This window comes from Pseudomonas sp. NPDC090233 (assembly GCF_044772285.1).
Classification (GTDB): Bacteria; Pseudomonadota; Gammaproteobacteria; order Pseudomonadales; family Pseudomonadaceae; genus Aquipseudomonas.
Map to the genome: position 1 here is coordinate 1 of NZ_JBIVYQ010000004.1, position 23,655 is coordinate 23,655.

25 protein-coding genes are annotated in these 23,655 nt (G+C 62.1%); 11 read left to right on the forward strand and 14 right to left on the reverse strand.

The features are described 5' to 3' along the window. Positions 1-230: hypothetical protein (locus ACIQUF_RS11325; RefSeq protein WP_403131410.1), on the forward strand; the 230-nt coding region annotated here is incomplete at its 5' end. 60 nt (positions 231-290) lie between these two features. Here ACIQUF_RS11325 and tyrS read toward each other — a convergent pair. Next, a complete protein-coding gene (gene tyrS, locus ACIQUF_RS11330; protein ID WP_403131412.1) occupies positions 291-1,490 on the reverse strand; it encodes a tyrosine--tRNA ligase in 1,200 nt (399 codons plus the stop codon). Positions 1,491-1,705: 215 nt separating this feature from the next. On the opposite strand from tyrS, the gene ACIQUF_RS11335 reads away from it, so the two are divergent. Next, positions 1,706-3,124 (forward strand): peptidoglycan DD-metalloendopeptidase family protein, encoded by a 1,419-nt coding sequence (locus ACIQUF_RS11335; RefSeq protein WP_403131413.1) that lies wholly within the window; start codon positions 1,706-1,708, stop codon positions 3,122-3,124. Positions 3,125-3,128: 4 nt separating this feature from the next. Continuing rightward, positions 3,129-4,220, forward strand: a complete 1,092-nt coding sequence (locus ACIQUF_RS11340; RefSeq protein ID WP_403131415.1) for an anhydro-N-acetylmuramic acid kinase — start codon at positions 3,129-3,131, stop codon at positions 4,218-4,220. 53 nt (positions 4,221-4,273) lie between these two features. On the opposite strand, the gene erpA is transcribed toward ACIQUF_RS11340, so the two are convergent. Together erpA and argC are read right to left on the reverse strand one after the other, a co-directional pair. After that, positions 4,274-4,624, reverse strand: a complete 351-nt coding sequence (gene erpA / locus ACIQUF_RS11345; protein WP_400798381.1) for an iron-sulfur cluster insertion protein ErpA — start codon at positions 4,622-4,624, stop codon at positions 4,274-4,276. 146 nt (positions 4,625-4,770) lie between these two features. Continuing rightward, a complete protein-coding gene (argC, locus tag ACIQUF_RS11350; RefSeq protein WP_400798378.1) occupies positions 4,771-5,805 on the reverse strand; it encodes an N-acetyl-gamma-glutamyl-phosphate reductase in 1,035 nt (344 codons plus the stop codon). 142 nt (positions 5,806-5,947) lie between these two features. Here argC and hemJ point away from each other — a divergent pair, with 142 nt between their 5' ends. From hemJ to ACIQUF_RS11380, 6 genes are all read left to right on the forward strand, one after another. After that, positions 5,948-6,373 carry a protoporphyrinogen oxidase HemJ gene (gene hemJ / locus ACIQUF_RS11355; protein WP_403131417.1) on the forward strand — a complete coding sequence of 142 codons (426 nt, stop codon included), beginning with the start codon at positions 5,948-5,950 and terminating at the stop codon, positions 6,371-6,373. 30 nt (positions 6,374-6,403) lie between these two features. Then, positions 6,404-7,360: an NAD(P)H-dependent flavin oxidoreductase gene (locus ACIQUF_RS11360; RefSeq protein WP_403131418.1), complete on the forward strand. Its 957-nt coding sequence runs from the start codon at positions 6,404-6,406 to the stop codon at positions 7,358-7,360. Between the two features lie 67 nt (positions 7,361-7,427). Further along, positions 7,428-8,210, forward strand: coding sequence for an SDR family NAD(P)-dependent oxidoreductase (locus tag ACIQUF_RS11365; RefSeq protein ID WP_403131420.1), 783 nt, complete (start codon positions 7,428-7,430; stop codon positions 8,208-8,210). Positions 8,211-8,274: 64 nt separating this feature from the next. Then, entirely contained in the window at positions 8,275-8,613 is a 339-nt protein-coding gene (locus tag ACIQUF_RS11370; RefSeq protein ID WP_003255518.1) for a histidine triad nucleotide-binding protein, read from the forward strand. Between the two features lie 66 nt (positions 8,614-8,679). Beyond that, positions 8,680-9,327 carry a 2-polyprenyl-3-methyl-6-methoxy-1,4-benzoquinone monooxygenase gene (gene coq7 / locus ACIQUF_RS11375; RefSeq protein WP_400798366.1) on the forward strand — a complete coding sequence of 216 codons (648 nt, stop codon included), beginning with the start codon at positions 8,680-8,682 and terminating at the stop codon, positions 9,325-9,327. Between the two features lie 9 nt (positions 9,328-9,336). After that, positions 9,337-10,377, forward strand: coding sequence for a DUF2157 domain-containing protein (locus ACIQUF_RS11380; RefSeq protein WP_403131421.1), 1,041 nt, complete (start codon positions 9,337-9,339; stop codon positions 10,375-10,377). A 39-nt stretch (positions 10,378-10,416) separates the two neighbouring features. Here the strand turns inward: ACIQUF_RS11380 and ACIQUF_RS11385 are convergent, their stop codons facing one another. Beyond that, a complete protein-coding gene (locus tag ACIQUF_RS11385; protein ID WP_004376171.1) occupies positions 10,417-10,839 on the reverse strand; it encodes an OsmC family protein in 423 nt (140 codons plus the stop codon). Between the two features lie 192 nt (positions 10,840-11,031). Between ACIQUF_RS11385 and crp the strand changes: the two genes are divergently transcribed. Continuing rightward, positions 11,032-11,676 carry a cAMP-activated global transcriptional regulator CRP gene (gene crp / locus ACIQUF_RS11390; RefSeq protein WP_403131422.1) on the forward strand — a complete coding sequence of 215 codons (645 nt, stop codon included), beginning with the start codon at positions 11,032-11,034 and terminating at the stop codon, positions 11,674-11,676. Here the strand turns inward: crp and ACIQUF_RS11395 are convergent. The 4 genes from ACIQUF_RS11395 to ACIQUF_RS11410 form a co-directional block, all read right to left on the reverse strand. Continuing rightward, positions 11,673-12,377, reverse strand: coding sequence for a biotin/lipoate A/B protein ligase family protein (locus ACIQUF_RS11395; RefSeq protein WP_403131423.1), 705 nt, complete (start codon positions 12,375-12,377; stop codon positions 11,673-11,675). The genes crp and ACIQUF_RS11395 overlap by 4 nt on opposite strands. Before the next feature lie 78 nt (positions 12,378-12,455). Then, positions 12,456-13,289, reverse strand: coding sequence for an indole-3-glycerol phosphate synthase TrpC (trpC, locus tag ACIQUF_RS11400; RefSeq protein ID WP_403131425.1), 834 nt, complete (start codon positions 13,287-13,289; stop codon positions 12,456-12,458). Then, positions 13,286-14,335 (reverse strand): anthranilate phosphoribosyltransferase, encoded by a 1,050-nt coding sequence (trpD, locus tag ACIQUF_RS11405; RefSeq protein WP_403131426.1) that lies wholly within the window; start codon positions 14,333-14,335, stop codon positions 13,286-13,288. The genes trpC and trpD overlap by 4 nt, the downstream gene beginning before the upstream one ends. Positions 14,336-14,344: 9 nt before the next feature. Then, positions 14,345-14,938, reverse strand: coding sequence for an aminodeoxychorismate/anthranilate synthase component II (locus ACIQUF_RS11410; protein ID WP_403131427.1), 594 nt, complete (start codon positions 14,936-14,938; stop codon positions 14,345-14,347). Positions 14,939-15,312: 374 nt separating this feature from the next. On the opposite strand from ACIQUF_RS11410, the gene estP reads away from it, so the two are divergent. Continuing rightward, positions 15,313-17,214, forward strand: a complete 1,902-nt coding sequence (gene estP / locus ACIQUF_RS11415; protein WP_403131428.1) for an esterase EstP — start codon at positions 15,313-15,315, stop codon at positions 17,212-17,214. Between the two features lie 98 nt (positions 17,215-17,312). Here estP and trpE read toward each other — a convergent pair whose 3' ends face one another. The 6 genes from trpE to ACIQUF_RS11445 all read right to left on the reverse strand — a co-directional run bounded on the left by trpE (position 17,313) and on the right by ACIQUF_RS11445 (position 23,650). After that, positions 17,313-18,794 (reverse strand): anthranilate synthase component I, encoded by a 1,482-nt coding sequence (gene trpE / locus ACIQUF_RS11420; protein ID WP_403131430.1) that lies wholly within the window; start codon positions 18,792-18,794, stop codon positions 17,313-17,315. A gap of 67 nt (positions 18,795-18,861) precedes the next feature. Continuing rightward, positions 18,862-19,680 carry a phosphoglycolate phosphatase gene (locus ACIQUF_RS11425; RefSeq protein WP_403131432.1) on the reverse strand — a complete coding sequence of 273 codons (819 nt, stop codon included), beginning with the start codon at positions 19,678-19,680 and terminating at the stop codon, positions 18,862-18,864. Beyond that, positions 19,677-20,351: a ribulose-phosphate 3-epimerase gene (gene rpe, locus ACIQUF_RS11430; protein ID WP_403131433.1), complete on the reverse strand. Its 675-nt coding sequence runs from the start codon at positions 20,349-20,351 to the stop codon at positions 19,677-19,679. The genes ACIQUF_RS11425 and rpe overlap by 4 nt, the downstream gene beginning before the upstream one ends. 118 nt (positions 20,352-20,469) lie before the next feature. Then, positions 20,470-21,297 (reverse strand): ABC transporter permease, encoded by an 828-nt coding sequence (locus ACIQUF_RS11435; protein WP_403131435.1) that lies wholly within the window; start codon positions 21,295-21,297, stop codon positions 20,470-20,472. 11 nt (positions 21,298-21,308) lie between these two features. Next, positions 21,309-22,556, reverse strand: a complete 1,248-nt coding sequence (locus ACIQUF_RS11440; protein WP_400798333.1) for an ABC transporter permease — start codon at positions 22,554-22,556, stop codon at positions 21,309-21,311. Between the two features lie 59 nt (positions 22,557-22,615). Further along, complete coding sequence (locus ACIQUF_RS11445; protein WP_403131436.1) at positions 22,616-23,650, reverse strand: ABC transporter substrate-binding protein; 1,035 nt, start codon at positions 23,648-23,650, stop codon at positions 22,616-22,618. Positions 23,651-23,655: the final 5 nt, after the last annotated feature.

The window sequence follows — 23,655 nt, forward strand, 5'->3', positions numbered from 1 at the left end:
CTGCGATCTCTCGTAGCGGGAGGCGAATTCTACAGCGTTTAGAAGCGCTGTCAACCACCTTTTCAACCGCTTGCGATCATTCGATCGTAGCCCTTCCAGCACCTTCTGAACTATCTAACTCATTGAATATCAAGGAGTTTGTTGTTCCGATGTCGCTGGAAGTGGGGCGCATTATAAGGGGATTCGAGAGGGGGTCAAGGCTTAATTTCAAGAAACCTTCATATTGCTGAAAAACAAAGCGGGGAGGCCTGTCGGCCTCCCCGCTTCTATATAGCTATACCATCAAGCGGTCATTCAGCCTTCAACGTAACCCGGCCAAACGCTTTCTTGCCCGCCTGGCAAACGTGGGTGGCACCGAGCGCAAACATGAAGTCGCGATCAACCACTGCACCATCGACCTTTACCGCACCACCATTAAGCAGATCCCGAGCCTGCGCCGAGTTCTTCACCAGGCCCGCACGGTTCAACACCGCGGCGATTGGCAAGTCTTCAGCTGCAGCAACCTCAATCTCAGGCAGGTCTTCCGGCAACTCGCCTTCTTTCATACGATTGCCCGCCGCACGGTGAGCGCTGGCAGCAGCCTCTTCACCATGGAACCGCGCCACGATCTCTTCCGCCAGCTTGATCTTGATGTCGCGAGGGTTCGCACCATTGGCAACATCGGCTCGGAATTGCTCAATTTCCTCCATCGAACGGAAACTCAACAGTTCGAAGTAACGCCACATCAGCGTGTCCGGGATCGACACCAGCTTGCTGTACATCACGCCCGGCGCTTCCTGGATCCCCACATAGTTGCCCAGCGACTTGGACATCTTCTTGACGCCGTCGAGCCCTTCGAGCAACGGCATGGTCACGATGTTCTGTGCTTCCTGGCCATAGGAGCGCTGCAGCTCACGCCCCATCAGCAGGTTGAACTTCTGGTCGGTACCGCCCAGCTCCACGTCAGCCTTCAGCGCCACCGAGTCGTACCCCTGCACCAACGGGTAGAGGAACTCGTGAATGGCGATCGGCTGATTGGTGGTGTAACGCTTGTCGAAGTCGTCGCGCTCGAGCATACGCGCCACGGTGTACTGCGACGCCAGGCGAATGAAGTCGGCCGGCGTCAGCTTGTCCATCCAGGTGGAGTTGAAGGCAACCTCGGTCTTGGCCGGATCAAGGATCTTGAAGACCTGCTGTTTATAGGTCTCGGCATTGTCCAGCACCTGCTCACGGGTCAACGGGGGACGTGTGGCGCTCTTGCCGCTCGGATCACCGATCATCCCGGTGAAGTCACCAATCAGGAAGATGACCTGGTGGCCCAGCTCCTGGAACTGGCGCAGCTTGTTGATCAGCACGGTGTGCCCCAGGTGCAGGTCAGGCGCAGTCGGGTCGAAACCTGCCTTGATACGCAGAGGCTGGCCGCGCTTGAGCTTCTCCACCAGTTCAGACTCGACCAACACTTCTTCGGCACCGCGCTTGATAAGCGCCAGCTGCTCTTCAACCGACTTCATAGACAGACCCGCAAGGCTCAGATTCAAGGGGAGCCAACCATACAAGATCGGCCATCAAATACAAGTTTCGCAATGGAATGTGACCTGACCGCAGGCATGCGGCGTCTACGCGCCCTTGCGTGAAACTGGATTTGGTTATATTTTATACAGTTATTTCATCTTCATCATGTCATTCATCTTTTCCATATTCATTTTTCTTCAAAAGTCACCTACCTATGACCAACGAAACGCCTAAAGCGCCCCCGCTTTATCCGAAAAGCCATCTGTTGGCCGCCAGTGGCATCGCCGCCCTGCTCAGCCTGGCCCTGCTGGTATTTCCTTCCAGCGAAGTCGAAGCCAAGAAGACCACCCTCAGCCTCGAACTGGAAAGCCCGGCCGAGCAACTGAAGGACGAATCAAACGCTGCCCCACTGGTGCAGGCCGGCGCCGACCAGGGTTCGCCGTTCGCACAGATCGAAGGCGCCGAACCGACAACCGAACAGACCGCACAACAAGCCCCGGCAGACGAGCAGAAACCTGAAGCCAAGGAGCCCGGCCACCGCGAAGTCACCGTGGCGCGAGGCGATACGCTGTCTACCCTGTTCGCCAAGGTGGGCCTGCCGGCCAATGCTGTGCATGACGTTCTGGCCAGCAACAAGCAAGCCAAACAGTTCAGCCAGCTCAAGCATGGCCAGGTGCTGCAATTCGAGCTCGACAAGGAAGGCCAACTGGCCAGCCTGCACAGCAAGGTCAGCAACCTCGAAACCATCCGCCTGACCAAGACCGCCAAGGGTTATACCTTCGATCGCGAAATCAGCAAGCCGCTGATACGTACCGCTTACGCCCATGGCGTGATCAAGAGCTCGCTGTCGGCCTCGGCCCAGCGCGCCGGGCTTTCCCACAGCATGACCATGGACATGGCCAAGGTGCTGGGCTACGACATCGACTTCGCTCAGGACATCCGCCCAGGCGACGAATTCGACGTGGTCTACGAGCAGAAGGTCATGGACGGCAAGGTCGTCGGCACCGGCAACATTCTCTCCGCGCGTTTCACCAACCGCGGCAAGACCTACACCGCAGTGCGATACACCAACAAGCAAGGCAACACCAGCTACTACACTGCCGACGGCAACAGCCTGCGCAAGGCATTCATCCGTACACCCGTGGACTTCGCCCGCATCAGCTCGCGCTTTTCCGCTGGCCGCAAGCATCCGATCCTGAACAAGATCCGCGCGCACAAGGGCGTCGACTATGCCGCCCCACGTGGTACGCCAATCAAAGCGGCGGGCGACGGCCGTATCGAACTGGCTGGCCGCCGTGGTGGTTACGGCAACACCGTGATCATTGCCCACGGCAACAGCTACAAGACGCTTTATGGCCACATGCAGGGCTTTGCCAAGGGCATCAAGACCGGCAGCAGCGTAAAGCAGGGCCAGATCATCGGCTACATTGGCACCACTGGCTTGTCCACCGGCCCGCACCTGCACTACGAATTCCAAGTGAACGGCGTACACGTCGACCCGCTGAGCCAGAAAGTGCCAATGGCCGACCCGATCGCCAAGGCCGAACGCCAGCGCTTCCTGCAGCAGAGCCAGCCACTGGTAGCCCGTATGGACCAGGAAAAAGCCACCCTGCTCGCCGCGAACAAGCGCTGATCCTATGGCGCTCTACCTGGGGGTGATGTCCGGCACCAGCCTCGATGGCTTGGACATCGCCTTGATCGAACAGGGCGAGCAGCTCGAACTGCTCGCCACCCATTACCTGCCAATGCCCGGCGATCTGCGCCAGCAGTTGCTCGCCCTGTGCGCCAGTGGCCCTGACGAGATCGCACGCGCGGCACTGGCGGAGAACCGCTGGGCCAGCCTGGCGGGCGAAGGGATTCAGCAGCTATTGGCCAAGCAAGGGCTCAAAGCCAACGCCATCCGTGCCATTGGCAGCCACGGGCAGACCATTCGCCATGAGCCCGCCCGCGGCTTCACCGTGCAGATCGGCAACCCGGCGTTGCTCGCCGAGCTCACCGGCATCAGCGTGGTGGCCGACTTCCGTCGTCGTGACGTGGCAGCGGGCGGCCAAGGCGCACCGCTGGTGCCGGCGTTTCATGAAACGCTGTTCAGCCACCTGGGCCAGCGCCTGGCCGTCCTCAACGTTGGTGGGTTCAGCAACCTCAGCCTGATCGATCACGACAAGCCGGTACACGGCTTCGACTGCGGCCCGGGCAACGTGCTGCTGGATGCCTGGATCGAGCGCAAGCGCGGCCAGCCGTATGATGCCGATGGTGCCTGGGCCGCCAGTGGCGTAGTACAGGCCGATTTGCTCAGCAGCTTGCTGGGCGACCCTTTCTTCGCCGGCAGTGGCCCGAAGAGCACTGGCCGCGAAGTGTTCAACCTGCCCTGGTTGGATGGCCACCTCGCCCGCCTGCCGCACTACCGAGATGAAGACGTCCAGGCCACGCTACTGGAGTTGACCGCACGCAGCATCATCGAGTCCCTGCAGAGCGCCCAGCAAGGCACCGAAGCACTCCTGGTGTGTGGTGGTGGAGCGCGCAATGGTGCTTTGATGACCCGCCTTGGCGCCCTATTGCCCAATGCCCAGGTCACCAGTACCGGGGCGCATGGCGTCGACCCGGACTGGGTCGAGGCCATGGCCTTTGCCTGGCTCGCCCACTGCTGCCTGGAAGGCATTGCCGCCAACCGCCCGAGTGTGACGGCAGCCAAGGGGCTTCGGGTGCTTGGCGCGATCTACCCGGCCTGATCCCGCAAAGCAAAACGCCGCGCAATTGCGCGGCGTTTTCGTTCAGCCAGGGCTCAGATCGAGAATGACGAACCGCAGCCACAGGTAGTGGAAGCATTCGGATTCTTGATCACGAAGCGCGAACCTTCCAGGCCTTCCTGATAGTCCACCTCGGCGCCCGCCAGGTACTGGAAGCTCATGGGGTCGACCACCAGCGACACGCCTTCGCGCTCGACGATGGTGTCATCTTCAGCCACATCTTCATCGAAGGTGAAGCCGTACTGGAAACCCGAGCAGCCGCCGCCAGTCACGAAAACCCGCAGTTTCAGGCGATCATTGCCTTCCTCGGAAACCAGGGTCTTCACCTTGTGCGCAGCGCCTTGGGTGAACTCCAAAGCCGTGGGGGTGAAGGTTTCGACGCTCATGTTGACTCTCCCGGCGCAGTTGCCGCCATAAAACTCGATGACGCGCATTATCCGCTTCTCCGAGAAAATCGGTCAAGAATTGTGCTGCTTTAGTCGCGGCAAACAAAAAGGTCCGCGCGCGGCGGACCTTTTCGACTGGCAAACGCTTACGGCAGCAGGCCGGCGTGGGACAGGCCCATGCGCTCGTCCAGGCCGAACAGGATGTTCAGGTTCTGCACCGCCTGGCCCGACGCGCCCTTGACCAGGTTGTCGATCACCGACAGCACCACCACCAAGTCACCATCCTGCGGGCGATGAACGGCGATACGGCAGACGTTGGCACCGCGCACGCTACGGGTTTCCGGGTGGCTACCGGCTGGCATCACGTCGACGAACGGTTCGTTCGCATAGCGCTTTTCGAACAGCGCCTGCAGGTCGACAGACTTGTCGGCGACCGTTGCGTACAGGGTGGAGTGGATGCCGCGAATCATTGGCGTCAGGTGCGGAACGAAGGTCAGACCGATGTCAGTACCCGCAGCCAGGCGCAAGCCTTGGCTGATTTCCGGCAGGTGGCGGTGGCCCTTGACCGCATAGGCCTTCATGCTCTCGCCCGACTCGCAGAACAGCGAGCCCACCGCAGCGCCACGGCCAGCACCGCTGACGCCCGACTTGCAGTCGGCGATCAGGCGCGACGGGTCGGCCAGGCCGGCTTCGAGCAGCGGCAGGAAGCCCAATTGGGTAGCGGTCGGGTAGCAGCCCGGCACAGCAATCAGGCGCGCTTGGCGGATCTTCTCACGGTTAACCTCCGGCAGACCGTAGACGGCATCCTTGAGCAGCTCTGGCGCGCCGTGTGGCTGACCGTACCACTTGCCCCACTCGGCAGCGTCCTGCAGACGGAAGTCGGCGGACAGGTCGATGACCTTGGTCCCGGCCGCCAGCAATTCACCGGCCAGGGCGTGGGCGACACCGTGCGGGGTGGCGAAGAACACCACATCGCAAGCCGCCAGGGCCTTGCTGTCCGGCACGCTGAACGCCAGGCCATCGTAATGGCCGCGCAGGTTCGGGTACATGTCGGCGACCGCCACGCCCGCCTCGGAGCGCGAAGTGATGACGGCCACTTCGGCCTGTGGATGCTGCGCCAACAGACGCAACAGTTCGACCCCGGTGTAACCCGTGCCGCCGACGATACCGACCTTGATCATAACGCTTGCCCCTTATCAACGAGCCGTCTGGAAAGCGCACGATGATAGGGGCGTGGGGCGTCTGTAACAACTCTTCGGGTGACCCTTCGGGCGCTTGGCCTCTACTATCTGACGACCGTGAATACCTGAAGGAACTCTATAAATGCTTTACCTATGGATCAAAGCGCTGCACATCGTCAGCGTGGTCTGCTGGTTTGCCGGCCTGTTCTACCTGCCGCGGCTATTCGTCTACCACGCCCAGAGCGAGGACAGCATCAGCCAGGAACGCTTCACCACCATGGAGCGCAAGCTGTACCGCGGCATCATGAACCCGGCGATGATCGCCACCTACGTGTTCGGGGCCTGGATGCTGTACCTCACCCCCGGCTGGCTTAGCCAGGGCTGGTTACACGCCAAGCTCACCCTGGTGATCCTGCTCACCGGCTACCATCACATCTGCGGTGCCCAGCGTAAACGCTTCGCCAACGGCACCAACACCCGCAGCCACGTGTACTACCGCTGGTTCAACGAGGTGCCGGTGCTGATCCTGCTGGGCATCGTAATTCTCGTGGTGGTCAAACCGTTCTGACGATAACCGTCCTGCACTGGAGCCTTGCTCATGTCCCTGCCCGCTTCGCTCGAACAACGCCTGCGCCTGCCCGTGGTGGCCGCGCCGATGTTCCTGATTTCCAACCCCCAGTTGGTCCTGGCCTGCTGCGGCAGCGGCGTGGTCGGCAGCTTCCCGGCCCTGAACCAGCGCGACAGCGCCGGTTTCAAGGCCTGGCTCGAAGAAATCGAAGCGGGTCTGGCGCAGCTGCACGCACCAGCGCCGTATGCGGTAAACCTGATCGTCCACCCCACCAACCCACGCCTGCAGGCCGACCTCACGCTGTGCGTCGAACATCGCGTGCCGATCGTCATCACCAGCCTGGGCGCAGTAAAGGAAGTGGTGGATGCCGTGCACAGCTACGGCGGCCTGGTATTCCATGACGTGACCACACGGCGGCATGCCGAGAAAGCCGCCGAGGCCGGCGTCGATGGTCTGATCGCCGTGGCGGCAGGTGCCGGCGGGCATGCCGGTACCTGGAGCCCGTTCGCCCTGGCGGCTGAAATCCGCCAGTTCTTCGACAAGACCTTGCTACTGGCCGGCTGCATCAATCACGGCCACGAGATTCTCGCCGCTCAGGTACTGGGCGCCGACCTGGCCTATATGGGTACGCGCTTCATCGCCACCCAAGAGAGCCATGCGCAGGATGCGTATAAACAGATGCTGCTCAATGCTCATGCCGCAGACATCGTTCACACCCCTGCGGTGTCCGGCGTCCCGGCGAGCTTCCTGCGCCCGAGCCTGGAACAGGCCGGCTATGACATGGCCGCGCTGAAAGCCGGCCACGAACAAGGCAAGCTCAAGCCCATCGATGATGAAGCCAAGGCCTGGAAAACGGTCTGGTCCGCCGGTCAAGGCGTAGGTGATATCAATGACCTGCCGACCGCCGCGGCATTGATCGAACGCCTGCACCGCGAGTACCAGGCAGCCCTCGAACGTAGCCGCGCTTTGCACAGCAAGGCCTTGTAGCAAAAGGCAACACCTTGCCGGGCCAAGCTGTACACTAAGCGCCCTCTTCAGCCCCCAGGAGCCTTGCATGACCCGTTACGCCATGATCACCGGTGCTTCCAGCGGCTTGGGCCTGGCCCTCGCGGAAGCCCTGGCACGGCGCGGGCGCAACCTGATCCTGGTGGCACGCCATCGCGAAACCCTGGAGCCGGTGGCCATCGAGCTGACTCAGCGATTCGGCGTCGAAGTGCTATTGCGCGCTTGCGACCTCAGCCAGCCGCTGCGCCTGTCTGGGTTCGTGCTCGAACTGGAAGAAGGCGAGCGGCGCATCGACCTGTTGGTCAACTGCGCCGGCCAACGCACCTACGGCCCCTTCCTCGCCCACGAATGGGCCGACGAACAAGACCTGCTGGAAGTGAACATCCTCGCCATGAGCCGTCTGTGCCACGCCATTGGCAACCTGATGGCAGTGCAAGGCGGCGGGCAGATTCTCAATATCGCCGGCCTGGCCGCCGTGGCTCCCGGCCCGACGATGGCCACCTATGCCGCCAGCAAGGCCTACGTGATGAGTTTCACTGAAGCCTTGCGCGAAGAACTGAAGCCTACCGGGATCAAGGTTTCGGTCCTTTGCCCCGGCCCGGTGCGTTCTTCGCACCGTCGCATCCCCAGGCTCGAAGGCAACAGCCGCTGCCTGAGCCCCGAGGAAGTCGCGCTGTACACCGTGCGCGCGCTGGCACGCAACCGCGCGTTGATCATGCCCGGGTGCCGCAACCGCTGGTTGGCATTTGCCCCACGCCTGCTGCCGCGCTGGCTGACACGCAAAGTTGCTGGCTTCATCCATCGCCGCTATTGCCCGGTCGGAATGGAATAGCCACTGGGCGATCAGCGCCTGGCTCAGTACACTCGGCCGGGACACTCACCATGGAGCACGTGCTGTGGACGATTTATTCCTCAAAATCATCAACCGGGAAATCCCGGCGGACATCATCTACGAAGATGACCAGATCCTGGCCTTCAAGGACATCGCCCCAGCGGCGCCTGTTCACTTCCTGGTCATCCCGAAGAAACATATCCGTACCCTGAATGACCTGACCGAAGAGGACAAGGCCCTGGCCGGCCATATTCTGTTCACCGCGCAGCGCCTTGCGGTCGAGCAAGGCTGCGAAGAAGGCTTCCGTGTGGTCATGAACTGCAACCCGAAAGGCGGCCAAACCGTTTACCACATCCATATGCATGTGCTCGGCCAGCGCCAGATGAACTGGCCGCCGGGCTGACCCAAGGCAAGCCCACCCCGGGCGATTGAGGTAGACTGTCGGGCATCACTTCAGCGGAGGTGCCCGATGGCTACCGAACGTCACTACTCGCCACTCGACCGCTTGTTGCTGCAGGCCGATACGGCTATGCGTACCTTGCTGCCCTTCAGCGGCCAACCGTCCCGGCCGTCCCCGGCCATCGTCCAGCCGGACGTCGAACTGGACGACCAGCAGACCCGCCACATTGCCGGGCTGATGCGCATCAACCATACCGGTGAAGTCTGCGCCCAGGCGCTGTACCAGGGGCAGGCCCTGACCGCCAAACTGCCGCAGGTTCGCAAGGCCATGGAGCATGCCGCCGAGGAAGAAATCGACCACCTGGCCTGGTGCGAACAGCGCATCCGCCAGCTGGGCAGCCACCCGAGCGTGCTCAACCCGTTGTTCTATGGCATGTCGTTCGGCATCGGCGCCCTCGCTGGTTTGGTCAGCGATAAAGTCAGCCTGGGTTTCGTCGCCGCCACCGAGCATCAGGTGTGCAAGCATCTGGATGAACACCTGGAACAAATCCCCGACGAGGACGAAAAATCCCGCGCCATTCTCGAACAGATGCGCGTGGATGAAGAGCAACATGCCGAATCCGCCCTCGAAGCCGGCGGCTACCGCTTCCCGGCGCCGGTACGTTTCGGCATGAGCATGCTGGCCAAGGTCATGACCAAGAGCACCTACCGCATCTGAGGCACGCCCATGACGGACCGTATCGACGCCAAGGACCTGGCGCGCGCCGTGCAAGCCGGTATTCTCCAGCCGGGCCAGGACCAGGCCCTGCTGGTTTTCCTCCGCCAGCAGCCAGCGACACGTGGCAGCTTTCAACTGGCCCATGTCGCGTTCTACTTCGGCGCGCTGCTGATCATGGCAGCGATGGGCTGGTTGCTGACCGAAGCCTGGATGCTGATCGGCGACTGGGCGCTGCTGGCCATCGCTTCGCTGTACATCGCCCTGCTTACCCTGTTCGCGCTCAACCTGCAAAGGCGCCAGCAGCCCATCGCCGCCGGCGTGCTGGCGGCAGTCGCAGTGAGTATCGTGCCATTGGCCGTATTTGCCATCGAACGCCTGGTCGGCTGGTGGCCGCTGGATGACCGGCAAACCGACTACCACCAGTACTACACCTATGTGCAGGGCGGCTGGCTGGCGATGGAAGCCGCCACGGTGGTCGCCGGTTTGTTGATGCTGCGCTTGATCCCCTACCCGTTCATCGTGATGCCGATCGCCGTCGCGTTGTGGTTCATGTCGATGGATTTGAGCGAGTGGGTGTATGGCTCGCCGTTCACCTGGGACCAGAGGCGCACGGTTTCGCTGTGGTTCGGGTTCGGCTTGCTGCTGATATTCCTGCTGGTCGACGGGCGTACCCGCGAAGATTACGCCCAGTGGGGCTACCTGGCCGGCTTGGCGGCATTCTGGGGCGGGCTGACGATGATGGAGAGCGACAGTGAACTGGGCAAAGCGCTGTACTGCCTGATCAACCTTGGGCTGATGGCTACGGCGGTGCTGCTGCGCCGGCCGGTGTTCATGATCTTCGGGGCGTTGGGAGTGGCGGCTTATCTGGGCTATCTGTCTTACGAGGTGTTTGCCGAATCGTTGCTATTCCCGGTGGTGGTGACGCTGATCGGGTTGGCGATTATCGGCTTGGGGTTGGCGTATCAGAAGCGGCGGGAGCACTTGAGCCAGTCATTGCGACGTTGTTTACCACGCTGGTTGGTGGTCGCTCTACCCGCCTTGCGCAACTGAAGATCGCCGAGGCCGCTTTACGGCCCCAGCATTTCGAGCTCAACCCAGCTCCACGATCTCGTAGCCGTGGGTAATTTCCACGCCAGCGCGCTCCAGCATGATCGAGGCAGAGCAGTACTTCTCCGCCGACAGCTCAACCGCACGCTTGACCTGCGCCTCTTTCAGCCCACGGCCTTTCACCACGAAGTTCATGTGGATCTTGGTGAATACCTTCGGGTCTTCGCTGGCACGCTCGGCTTCCAGGAACGCTTCGCAGCTTTCCACGGCCTGGCGCGATTTCTTCAGGATGCTGACCACGTCGAAGCTGCTGCAGCCGCCCAGGCCGAGCAGGAGCATTTCCATCGGGCGCACGCCCAGATTACGGCCACCGGCCTCGGGCGGGCCATCCATCACCACCACATGGCCGCTCCCCGATTCGCCGAGGAACATCGCTTCACCGGCCCACTGGATGCGTGCCTTCATCTGTCCGTACTCCTGAATTTCGCAAAAGGGTGTCAGCTTAAGCCTTGTGTGCCTGTCGGAAAAGCTCAACACGCGTCGCATTAGTACCGAAACATCTTGCAGTGTCTGATAAGCTGGCGCCAATTGACTGACGCGTCGCGCTCAGTCAATCACTAACAAGAGCCTATGCGTCGCATCGAACAGGATTTCGTGATGGTTGCCTCCGCCCTACCCGCCAAGATCAAGAACATCGACAAGCTGCTGGTGCACTGCCAGCGCCGCCGCTACACCGCCAAGAGCAACATCATCTGCGCCGGTGACCGGGCCGAAACGCTGTCGTTCATCGTCAAAGGTTCGGTAACCATCATCATCGAGGATGACGAAGGCCACGAGATGATCATCGCCTACCTCAACAGTGGCGATTTCTTCGGCGAACTCGGCCTGTTTGAACCTGCCGGAAGCGATCAGCAGCGCAGTGCCTGGGTACGCGCCAAGACCGAATGCGAAGTGGCGGAAATCAGCTACGACAAATTCCGCGACCTGGCCCGCCACGATCCGGATATTCTCTACGCCCTCGGCAGCCAGATGGCCCAGCGTCTGCGCAATACCACTCGCAAGGTGGGCGACCTTGCCTTCTTCGACGTCACGGGCCGGGTGGCCCGCTGCCTGCTCGATCTGTGCAAGCAGCCAGATGCCATGACCCACCCGGACGGTATGCAGATCAAGATCACCCGCCAGGAAATTGGCCGTATCGTCGGTTGTTCGCGGGAGATGGTCGGCCGCGTCCTCAAAGACCTTGAGGAACGCAGCCTGGTGCAGGTCAAGGGCAAGACCATGGTGGTCTACGGTACCCGTTAATCTTTTGGCAGGGCCGCCAACACTTCGTCATACGCCCTCGACAAGCGCTCGAACCAGGGCGCTTCGGGGGCGACTTCGTGCAGGGCGATATGGCTGTCGGCCCGGCAACGCTGCTCCAGCTCGCAACATTCATTGAAGCGGTTGACTGCCGCGACCATCGACTCGCGCTCGTTATCCAGTAGCAACGCACCGTGCACCAGCACCACCGGGCGCTTGCCGCCCAGGCCCTGGCGCCAGCGCTGAGCGGTGCCGACCAGCTTGCGGCCGTTGAGGTTGACGTTGTAACGGCCATCGCAGAAGGCGCCGTCGATCTCGCCGACCGAAGCCACGCCGCCCCATTCGCGCAACACGTCGCACAGTGGCAGACACAAACGCTCGTAAGCGCGCTCGATACGACCATGGTCGCCTTCGCTGTGGGGCGCCACGTACACCAGCGCCACGTTCACCGTCGAATGCGACTGCGGCACCGGCTCGCCTCCGGTTTCGCGCAGCAACACCGGCCACCCAGCGATCGCAAGCTCCGAACAGGCAGCCTCGAAGTTGTCCAGCCGGCTCATGCGTCGCGGCATGACCAGCGCATGGTCGGTGGGGCGCCAGAACAACACGCCGCTTTCGCGCTCGCCACGGCAGACGGCGGCCAGCAGGTCTTGTTCGGCGTGCAGGCCTTGTTCGACGGTCAGGGCCAGAGGTTGGTCAGTCATTGTCCACCTTCGATGTAATTATCGCGGGCCCTGAAAGGGGCCGACAAAAAAGCCGGCAAATGCCGGCTTCAATGCTGATCAGTCCAATTGCTGAACAGTCTTCTTCACCTGTTCGGGGAAGAACAACCGCTGCAATTCCAGCCCTGGCTGCTCGGCCCGCATGAACGCCTCACCGACCAGGAACGAATACACCTCGTTGATTTCCATCAGCTCGACATCGGCACGGTTGAGGATACCGCTCTCGGTAATGGCCAAACGGTCACGCGGAATGCGCGGCAGCAGGTCAAGAGTGGTTTCCAGGCTGACTTCGAAGGTATGCAGGTTGCGGTTGTTGACCCCGACCAACGGTGTGTCGAGTGTCTTCAGCGCACGCTCCAGTTCGTCGCCATCGTGCACCTCGACCAGCACATCAAGGCCGACATCCGTGGCCGTGGCGGCCAGTTCTGCCATCTTCACATCGTCCAGCGCCGACACGATCAGCAACACGCAGTCGGCGCCCAGCGCACGGGCCTCGACAATCTGGTACGGGTCGACCATGAAGTCCTTGCGGATTACCGGCAGCGACACGGCGGCACGCGCTTGCTGCAGGTACTCGTCAGCGCCCTGGAAGTAGTCCACGTCAGTCAACACCGACAGGCAGGTCGCCCCACCCTTTTCGTAGCTGACGGCAATGTCCGACGGCACGAAGTTCTCGCGGATGACACCCTTGCTCGGCGAAGCCTTCTTGATTTCGGCGATCACCGCAGGCTGCTTGCGCTTGGCCTGCTCGATCAGCGCGTTGGCGAAACCGCGCGGAGCGTCGGCCGCCTTGGCCAGGCGCTCCAGTTCGGCGAGGCTGACACGTGCGCTGCGCTCGGCCACTTCCTGGAACTTGCGGGCAATGATCCTTTCCAGCACCGTCGGGACACTCATGCTTCGTTCTCCACCTTGAATACCGCTGTAAAGGCACCCAGCTCCTGCAGCTTTTCCCAGGCCAGCCCGGTGTGCAGTACGTCGTGGGCCAGTTCCACGCCCTGTGCCAGGGTCATGGCATGATCGGCGGCATACAACGCCGCGCCCGCATTGAGCACGATCATTTCCGCAGCTTTCTGGCCGTTTTCGGTCTTACGTCGGCCCAACGCGTCCCGGATCAGTTCCAGCGACGCCTGCGGGCTCTCGACCGCCAAGCCGTGCAGGCTCTGACTCTTCATGCCGAGGTCTTCCGGCTCGACCCAGTATTCAGTGATCTGGTCGTTCTTCAGCTCGGCAACGAAGGTCGGGGCGGCCAGGCTGAACTCGTCCAGGCCGTCCTTCGAGTGCACCACCAGTACGTGTTTGCTGCCCAGGCGCTGGAGTACTTCAGCCAGCGGGCGGCACAAAGCCTGACTGAACACACCGACTACCTGGTGTTTCACACCGGCCGGATTCGTAAGCGGGCCAAGCATGTTGAACAGGGTGCGCAGCCCCATATCACGGCGCGGGCCGGCGGCATGCTTCATGGCGGAGTGGTGCGTCTGGGCGAACATGAAACCGATGCCGAGGCTGTCGATGCAGCGCCCGACCTGGGTTGGCGTCAGGTTCAGGTAGATACCGGCGGCTTCCAGCAGGTCGGCGCTGCCACTCTTGCCGGAAACTGCACGGTTGCCATGCTTGGCCACGGTACAGCCCGCCGCCGCAAGGACGAACGCCGAGGCCGTGGACACGTTGAAGATGTTGGCGCCATCACCGCCAGTTCCGACAATGTCGACCACGCCGTCAAGGCTCTTCAGCTCGACCTTGTCGGCCAGCTCGCGCATGACCGAGACCGCGCCGACGATCTCGTCGATGCTCTCGCTCTTCATGCGCATGCCCATCATGAAGGCGCTGATCTGCGCCTCCGTGCACTGACCGGTCATGATCTGGCGCATCACGTCGCGCATTTCTTCGGTGGAAAGGTCCAGGTGGCCGACGATACGGCTCAACGCGCTCTTGATATCCATGTTCGGTCCTTAGCGGCGGCCGCCGGTCTGCTTGAGGAAGTTGGCGAACAGCTCGTGGCCCTGCTCGGTCAAGATCGACTCGGGGTGGAACTGCACCCCTTCGATATTCAGCGTCTTGTGGCGCAGGCCCATGATCTCGTCGACCGAACCATCGCCGTGGGCGGTCCAGGCGGTCACTTCCAGGCAGTCCGGCAGCGTTTCGCGCTTGACCACCAGAGAATGGTAGCGGGTCACGGTAAGCGGATTGTTGAGACCGGCAAACACGCCCAGGTCGCGGTGGTAAACCGGGCTGGTCTTGCCGTGCATGACTTGGCGCGCGCGCACCACATCACCGCCAAAGGCCTGGCCGATGGACTGGTGGCCCAGGCAAACGCCAAGGATCGGCAGCTTGCCGGCAAAATGCAGGATGGCTTCGATAGACACGCCGGCTTCGCTCGGCGTGCACGGGCCAGGCGAGACAACGATGCGCTCGGGGCTGAGGGCTTCAATCTGGGCAACGGTGATTTCGTCGTTGCGGATGACTTTGACCTCGGCACCCAACTCGCCAAGGTATTGAACGACGTTGTAAGTGAATGAGTCGTAATTGTCGATCATCAGTAACATCGGGCTAAACCTCTAGAATCTACTGACTTTAAAAGTCGAACCTTCCTACGCCGAAAACAGACACAGCGCTGCCACAAAGGGCGCTCGGAAACGGACAGGAAGGCAAACGGGGACGGGCCGGGCGGGCCGGCAGGGGATAAAGTCAGGCGCGCCAACGCCAACGGGCGTGGGCCTTGATAACGCGCATCAAGAGTTTGCTGACGATCAACACAGGATAAGTCTCGCTCATACTTGCAGGCACAGTAGCCTACCGGGACGGCGTGCGCAATATGCCGGTAAACACTGGGAAACGAATGGACTTGGAAGGCATGCCTAGTGATTTGCTATGGTCGATCGGGTTGACCTCATAAAAACAATGAAAAGGATGTTCATCGATGCAAAAAGCACCCTTATTGCGCTTTACCCTGGCTACGTTGGCGTTGGCTTGCAGCCAGGCGTTTGCTGCCCCCTCCCCCTATTCGACGATGATCGTGTTCGGAGACAGCCTGGCCGATGCCGGACAATTTCCCGACCTGACCGGCGGTACCGCAGGGCAGCGATTTACCAACCGTGATGCAGATGGCAATTTCGCACCTGTATCACCCATGATTCTTGGCGCGAAACTCGGCTTCGGGGGAAGCGAACTCGGACCTTCGACTTCGCCCGGCAACCTCGCCCGCGGAGTTGCCGATGGCAATAACTGGGCTGTGGGCGGCTACACCACCCAACAGATTCTCGACTCGATCACTGGAACGTCAGAAGCGGTCATCCCCCCGGGCCAACCAGGAGCTGGCCTGGTGCTGCGCGAGAAACCCGGCTATCTGGCCAACGGCCTGCGCGCCGACCCCAACGCCCTCTACTACCTGACCGGCGGCGGCAACGACTTCCTGCAAGGGCTGGTGAACAGCCCCGCCGATGCCGCAGCCGCCGGTTCACGCCTGGCCGCCAGCGCCCAGGCGCTGCAACAGGGCGGGGCGCGTTACATCATGGTCTGGCTGCTCCCGGACCTTGGCCAGACCCCGAACTTCAGCGGCACCCCGCAGCAAAACCCGCTGTCGCAACTCTCCAGCGTGTTCAACCAGGCGCTGGTCAGCCAGCTCGGCCAGATCGACGCCGAGATCATCCCGCTGAATATTCCAGTACTGCTGAGCGAAGCCTTGGCCAGCCCAGCGCAATTCGGCCTGGCTAGCGACCAGAACCTGGTTGGTACCTGTTATAGCGGCAGCAGCTGTGTGGAAAACCCGGTGTACGGCATCAACGGCAGCAATCCCGACCCGACCAAGCTGCTGTTCAACGACTCGGTGCACCCCACCATCGCCGGCCAGCAACTGATCGCCGACTTCGGCTATTCGATCCTCTCCGCCCCTTGGGAGCTGACGCTGCTACCGGAAATCGCCCATGCCAGCCTGCGCGCGCATCAGGATGAATTGCGCAACCAGTGGCAAACGCCCTGGCAAGCAGTCGGCCAGTGGCAAGCCTTCGTCGCCACCGGCGCGCAAGACCTGGACTTCGACGACCAACGCAGTGCGGCCAACGCCGATGGGCGCGGCTACAACCTGACCCTCGGTGGCAGCTACCGGTTAAACGATGCCTGGCGCCTGGGGCTTGCCGGCGGTGTCTACAGGCAGAAACTGGAGGCAGGCGAACAGGACTCGGACTACAAGCTCGACAGCTACCTTGCCAGTGCCTTCGCCCAGTTCCGCCAGGACCGTTGGTGGGCAGATGCTGCGCTGAGCGCCGGGCACCTGGACTACCGCGACCTGAAACGCACGTTCGCCCTGGGCGTGAATGACCGCAGCGAAAAAGGCGACACCGATGGCGAAGCCTGGGCGGTGACCGGGCGCCTGGGCTACAACCTGGCGGCCGATAGCAGCAACTGGCAACTGGCGCCGTTCATCAGCGCCGATTATGCGCGGGTGAAGGTCGATGGGTATGACGAGAAGAGCGGGCGGGCGACAGCCCTGGGCTTCGATGACCAGGAGCGCACTTCGCGGCGCTTGGGTGTGGGGCTGCTAGGCAGCGTGCAGGTGTTGCCTAGCACCAAGCTGTTCGCCGAAGTGGCGCAGGAACATGAGTTCGAGGATGACCAGCAGGATGTGACGATGCACCTGACGACATTGCCGGCCAATGACTTCACCCTGACCGGGTATACACCGCACAGTGATTTGACCCGGGCGAGCCTGGGGGTGAGCCATGAGTTGGTGGCTGGGGTGCACTTGCGCGGGAACTACAACTGGCGCAAGAGTGATGAGTTGACCCAGCAGGGGGTGAGCGTGGGGGTCAGCGTCGACTTTTGAATTGTCGGGGCCGCGTTGCGGCCCATCGCGGCTGAAGCCGCTCCTACAGTGTGTTATGCCTGTAGGAGCGGCTTCAGCCGCGATGGGGGCGGCACAATTTACGAGGCAGGCGTCTGCTCAGCCAACGCCACCGCACGGAACATTGCCCGGCGCTTGTTGATGGTTTCTTCCCACTCCAGCGCCGGCACCGAATCAGCAACGATACCGCCGCCTGCCTGCACATGCAGCTCGCCGTCCTTGATCACCGCCGTACGAATGGCAATCGCGGTGTCCATATTGCCGTTCCACGCGAAGTAACCCACCGCACCGCCGTAGACGCCCCGCTTGACCGGTTCCAGCTCGTCAATGATTTCCATGGCGCGGATTTTTGGCGCCCCCGACAAGGTGCCCGCCGGCAGAATCGCCCGCAGTGCGTCCATCGCGGTCAGCCCCTCGGCCAGCTGGCCGGTGACATTGGAAACGATGTGCATCACGTTGGAGTACCGCTCGATCACCATCTTCTCGGTCAGGCGCACGCTACCGGTGGAGGACACCCGGCCCACATCGTTGCGGCCCAAATCGATCAGCATCAGGTGTTCGGCGATTTCCTTGTCGTCCGAAAGCAGGTCGTCTTCCAGCGCACGGTCCGCCTCTTCGGTCGCACCGCGCGGGCGGGTACCGGCGATTGGACGCACGGTGACCAGGTTGTCTTCCACGCGCACCAGTACTTCGGGGGAGCTGCCGACCACGTGGAAGTCGCCGAAGTTGAAGAAGTACATGTAAGGCGTCGGGTTGAAGCAACGCAGTGCCCGGTACAAGTCGATCGGCGCTGCCTTGAAGTCGATCGACATGCGTTGCGACGGCACCACTTGCATGCAGTCACCGGCGAGGATGTATTCCTTGACCGTGTCGACCGCGCGCTCGTAGTCATCCTGAGTGAAGCTGGAGCGGAACGCCGGCTCGGCCGCCATCGGCCGGCTCAGGTCCAGGCCGCGGCGTGGGGTGATCGGCTCGCGCAATTTGGCCAGCAAGCCTTGCAGGCGTGCCTGGCCTTGCTCGAAGGCCTGTTCCTCGGACGGGTCGACCAGCACGATCGCGTGCATCTTGCCGGCCAGGTTGTCGAACACCACCACGGCATCCGAGACCATCAGCAGAATGTCCGGCACGCCCAGAGGATCGGGATTCGGGCAAGCTCCCAGGCGCTTTTCCACATAGCGCACGCAGTCGTAGCCGAAGTAGCCTACCAGGCCGCCGTTGAAGCGCGGCAGGCCAGGAATGTCAGCGACCTTGTAGCGGTCCTTGAAGGTTTCGACGAAGGCCAGCGGGTCTTCCACTTCATGGCTTTCGACCTGCTCGCCATCCTGCAGAATGCTGACGTGGTAGCCATGCACGCGCATCACCGTGCGCGATGGCAGGCCGATCATCGAATAACGGCCCCACTTCTCACCGCCCTGTACGGATTCGAGCAAGTACGAATTGGCTTGATCGGCCAGCTTCAGGTAGATCGACAGCGGGGTATCGAAGTCGGCCAGGGTTTCACAGGCCAGGGGGATGCGGTTGTAGCCGGTAGCGGCCAGGCGCAGGAATTCTTCGCGGGTCATGAGTAGCCTCGGAGCAACAATGAGAGTCAGGCAAACGGACGGGCCGGCAGGTGCCGGCGGGCAGAAGTCAGGCGCGCCAACGCCAACGGGCCAGGGCCTTGATGACTTTCATCCAGAATTTGCCAGTAACCACGACGGTGGGCTCTCTGTCTTGTGAGGCTTGAAGGTCCGCCAACGTTATCCCAGTGTCGGTGACGACGCAACCAGGCAACAGCAGGCGCAAGTCGCCGATCACCAGGCTGGGGGATTCCTCGTCGATCGGCCGACCATGGTTGTAGCCATAGCTCAGGCCTACGCACTGCACCCCGGCCGCCTTGGCCGCCAGCACGTCGCTGCGTGAATCGCCGACGAACAGCGCCTGCCCAGCCTCGACGCCGGCCATTTTCATGACGAACAGCAAGGCGGCAGGGTCGGGCTTTTTCTGTGGCAGGGTATCGCCACCGATGATCCAGCGGAAGTAACGGCCAATCTTCATCTGGTCGAGCAACGGCGCGACGAAGCGCTCGGGCTTGTTGGTGATCAGCGCCATCTCCACGCCCTGCTTGCGCAGCCAGCGCAGGGTGTCGTGGACGCCGGGGTAGACCACGGTCAGCTCATGGCTCTCGGCGTACGCCTCCATGAACAGCGCCAGCCCACGCTCGGCCAACTCATCGTCCACCGCCGTGTGGTCGAGGCCACCGGCAAGGGCGCGGCGCACCAGCACCGGTGCACCGTTGCCAACCCAGTGCCGTACGGCGTCGAGCCCTGCGGCAGGTCGGCCCAGTTCGAGCAGCATGCGGTCAACGGCTGCGGCCAGGTCAGGGACTGAATCGATCAGGGTACCGTCCAGATCGAACATCACCAGCCTGGGCAGCGTCCCCGGGAACAGCTGCTCGAAGCCGCTCATGGGCGTGCCTGAGCCAGTTCGGCGCGCATCTTGGCGATGACTTCCTTGTAATCCGGGGCATTGAAGATCGCCGAACCGGCGACGAAGGTATCAGCGCCAGCGGCAGCGATTTCGCGGATGTTGTTGACGTTGACACCGCCGTCGATTTCCAGGCGGATATCACGGCCACTGGCGTCGATCAGGGCGCGCGCTTCTCGCAGCTTGTCGAGGGTGCCGGGGATGAACTTCTGCCCGCCGAAACCTGGGTTGACGCTCATCAGCAGGACCATGTCGACTTTGTCCATCACGTACTTCAACGCATCCAGGCTGGTGGCCGGGTTGAACACCAGGCCAGCTTTGCAGCCGCCGTCCTTGATCAACTGCAGCGAGCGGTCGATGTGCTGGGACGCTTCCGGGTGGAAGGTGATGTAGGTCGCACCGGCTTCGATGAAGTCGCCGATGATGCGGTCGACCGGGCTCACCATCAGGTGCACGTCGATCGGCGCGGTCACGCCGTACTTGCGCAGCGCGGTGCAGACCATCGGGCCGATGGTCAGGTTGGGGACGTAGTGGTTGTCCATGACATCGAAGTGGACGATGTCGGCACCTGCTTCCAGCACCGCGTCGACATCGGCACCCAGGCGGGCGAAGTCGGCGGACAGGATGGAGGGGGCAATAGCGTAGGGCTGCATGGCGCACCTGTTGGCAGAATCACGGTGGCGCGCATTGTAACTGTTTTAGCCTGTGCTGGCCTCTTCGCGGATGTAGGAGCGGCTTCAGCCGCGATGGGGCCAGCACAGCCAACAAAAATCAGCCCGGCTGCTGCGTCCTCAGCTTCTCACTGCGCCCACGTAGCCACTCCAGGGTCAGCAACAACACCACCGAAAAGGCAATCAACAGTGTCGCCGCCGCCGCAATCGTCGGGCTCAGGTTCTCGCGAATCCCGCTGAACATCTGCCGCGGCAGCGTGGCTTGCTCAGGCCCGGCCAGGAACAGCGTCACCACCACTTCATCGAACGAAGTGGCAAAGGCGAACAGCGCCCCCGAAATCACCCCAGGCGCGATCAGCGGCAAGGTCACCTTGCGGAACGCCAGCAGCGGCGAGGCACCCAGGCTGGCCGCCGCGCGCACCAAGTTGTAGTTGAAGCCCTGCAAGGTCGCCGACACGGTAATGATGACGAACGGCACACCCAGCACGGCATGCACCAGAATCAACGAGATAAAACTGTTACCCATGCCCAGCGGGGCGAAGAACAGGTAGCTGGCCACGCCGATGATCACCACCGGCACCACCATCGGCGAAATCACCAGCGCCATGACCAACGACTTGCCAGGAAAATCGCCACGGGTCAGGCCGATCGACGCCAGGGTGCCGAAGACCATGGCCAGCACCGTCGCCGCCGGGGCGACGATGATGCTGTTCCTCAGCGCACGCATCCACTCGGCCGAGGCGAAGAAGTCCTGGTACCACTGCAGCGAGAAGCCCTGCAGCGGGTACACCAGGAAGCTGCCGCTGTTGAACGACAGCGGCACGATCACCAGCACCGGCAGCACCAGGAACAGCAGGATCAGGCCGCAGAGAATCCGCAGGCTGTAGAACCACACCCGCTCTACGGGCGACATATAGGGGCTAAGCATCACAAGGCTCCTCAGCTCAGGCGCAGGCGGCTGGCGCCGACCAGCCAGCTATAGATCAGGTACAGCAGCACGGTCGCCAGCAGCAACAGCCCGCCCAGCGCGGTGGCCATGCCCCAGTTGATGCTGGTGTTGGTATAGAAGGCCACGAAGTAGCTGACCATCTGGTCGTTGGGGCTGCCGAGCAGCGCCGGGGTGATGTAGTAGCCGATGGCCAGGATGAACACCAGCAGGCAACCGGCGCCCACACCTGCATAGGTCTGCGGGAAGTACACGCGCCAGAAGCTGGCGAACGGGTGGCAGCCCAGCGAGATCGCGGCGCGCATGTAGCTCGGCGAAATGCCCTTCATCACGCTGTACAGCGGCAAAATCATGAACGGCAGGAGGATGTGCACCATCGAGATGTACACGCCGGTGCGGTTGAACACCAACTCCAGCGGCTGGTCGATGATGCCCATCGCCATCAGCGCACTGTTGATCAGCCCGCCCGACTGCAGCAGCACAATCCACGCTGCCACGCGTACCAGGATCGAAGTCCAGAACGGCAACAGCACCAGGATCATCAGCAGGTTGCTCTGCCGGGTCGGCAGGTTGGCCAGCAGGTAGGCCAGCGGGTAGGCCAGCAGCAGGCAGATGACCGTGATCACCACACCCATCCACAGGGTGCGGGCAAAAATGTCCAGATAAATAGCCTGATCCGGGGTGGCCTTGGCCAGCTCGCCGAGATCGTCGATGCGGTGGTCGACCGACGCCAGCAGATAATAGGACGTGACACTGCTGGTGTTGCGGCGCACCGCTTGCCAGTAGGCCGGGTCGCCCCAGCGCTCATCTAGGGCCTGCAATGCTTCCTTATAAGAAGCGGGCTCAGTCTTGAATGGCAGCGCTCGCGCAGTCTTCGACAACAGGCTGCGGTAACCGGCCAATTCCATGTTCAAGCGCTTGGACAGATCGCCCAGCGACTGATTCTTGCGTGCCTCGGGCAAATCCAGGCTCAGCGCCTTGTACACGTCCTCGCCCGGCAGGCCTTTGCCATCCCACTGTTGCACCGCCTGGACGGTGCGCGGCAGCCCGGCGACCACCTCGGGGTTGCTGACGCTTTTGTACAGCAGCGCCGCGATCGGCACCAGAAACACCAGCAGAAGAAACAGCGCCAGGGGCGCGATCAACGCCTGCGCCTTCCAGCGGTTGACCCGCTCGGCGTGCTTGAGGCGCTGCTTCAGATTAGGACCTGCGCCTTCGTTGAGGGGCACTGCAATGGCCATGGCGAACTCCGCAAAACAGGCTGAGATGGGGCCGCTGTGCGGCCCCGCTTCCCGGTTTCTTACTTCTTCGCCGCCCAGGCGTTGAAGCGTTGCTCCAGCTGCTCGCTATTGTCGGCCCAGAAGGCCACGTCGATCTGCACCTGGTTGGCAATGTTCTCAGGTGTGGTCGGCATGTCTTTCTTCACCGCGTCCGCCAGCAACGGCACGGCCTTGGAGTTGGCCGGGCCATAGGCGATGTTCTCAGAGTAGGTCTTCTGCTGCTCGGGCTGGACGGTGTAGGCGATGAACTTCTTCGCTTCTTCCGTATCTTTGGCACCCTTAGGGATGGCCCAGGCGTCGAAGTCGTAGATCCCACCGTTCCATACCACTTTCAGGTTGCTCTCTTTTTGCACGGCGGCGATGCGGCCGTTGTAGGCCGAGCTCATGACCACGTCACCCGAGGCCAGGTACTGTGGCGGCTGGGCGCCCGCTTCCCACCACTGGATGCTCGGTTTGAGTTCGTCGAGCTTCTTGAAGGCGCGGTCCACGCCTTCCTTGGTACCAAGTACCTGATAAACGTCCTTCGGCGCCACGCCATCGGCCATCAACGCGAACTCGAGGGTGTACTTGGCGCCTTTGCGCAGGCCGCGCTTGCCGGGGAATTTCTTGGTGTCCCAGAAATCGGCCCAGCTCGTGGGTGCGGTCTTGAGCTTGTCGGCGTTGTAAGCCAGCACCGTGGACCAGACGAAGAAGCCAACGCCGCAAGGCTGGATGGCGCCCTTCACGTAGTCGCTTTCGTTGCCGAACAGAGCCGGGTCGAGCTCTTCGAACATGCCTTCGTCGCAACCGCGCGCCAGTTCCGGCGACTCCACCTCCACCAGGTTCCAGGACACGCTGTTGGTGTCGACCATGGCTTTGACCTTGGCCATTTCACCGTTGTACTCACCGGCGACGATCTTGCCCTTGCCGGCCTTTTCCCACGGCTCGTAGAACGCCTTGACCTGGGCCGCCTTGTTGGCGCCACCGAAGGAAACCACGGTCAGGTCAGCCGCCATGGCCTGGCCGGCGGCGAACAGGCCAAGGGCCAGGGCGGTCAGTTTCAACTGCTTGCGCATTATTA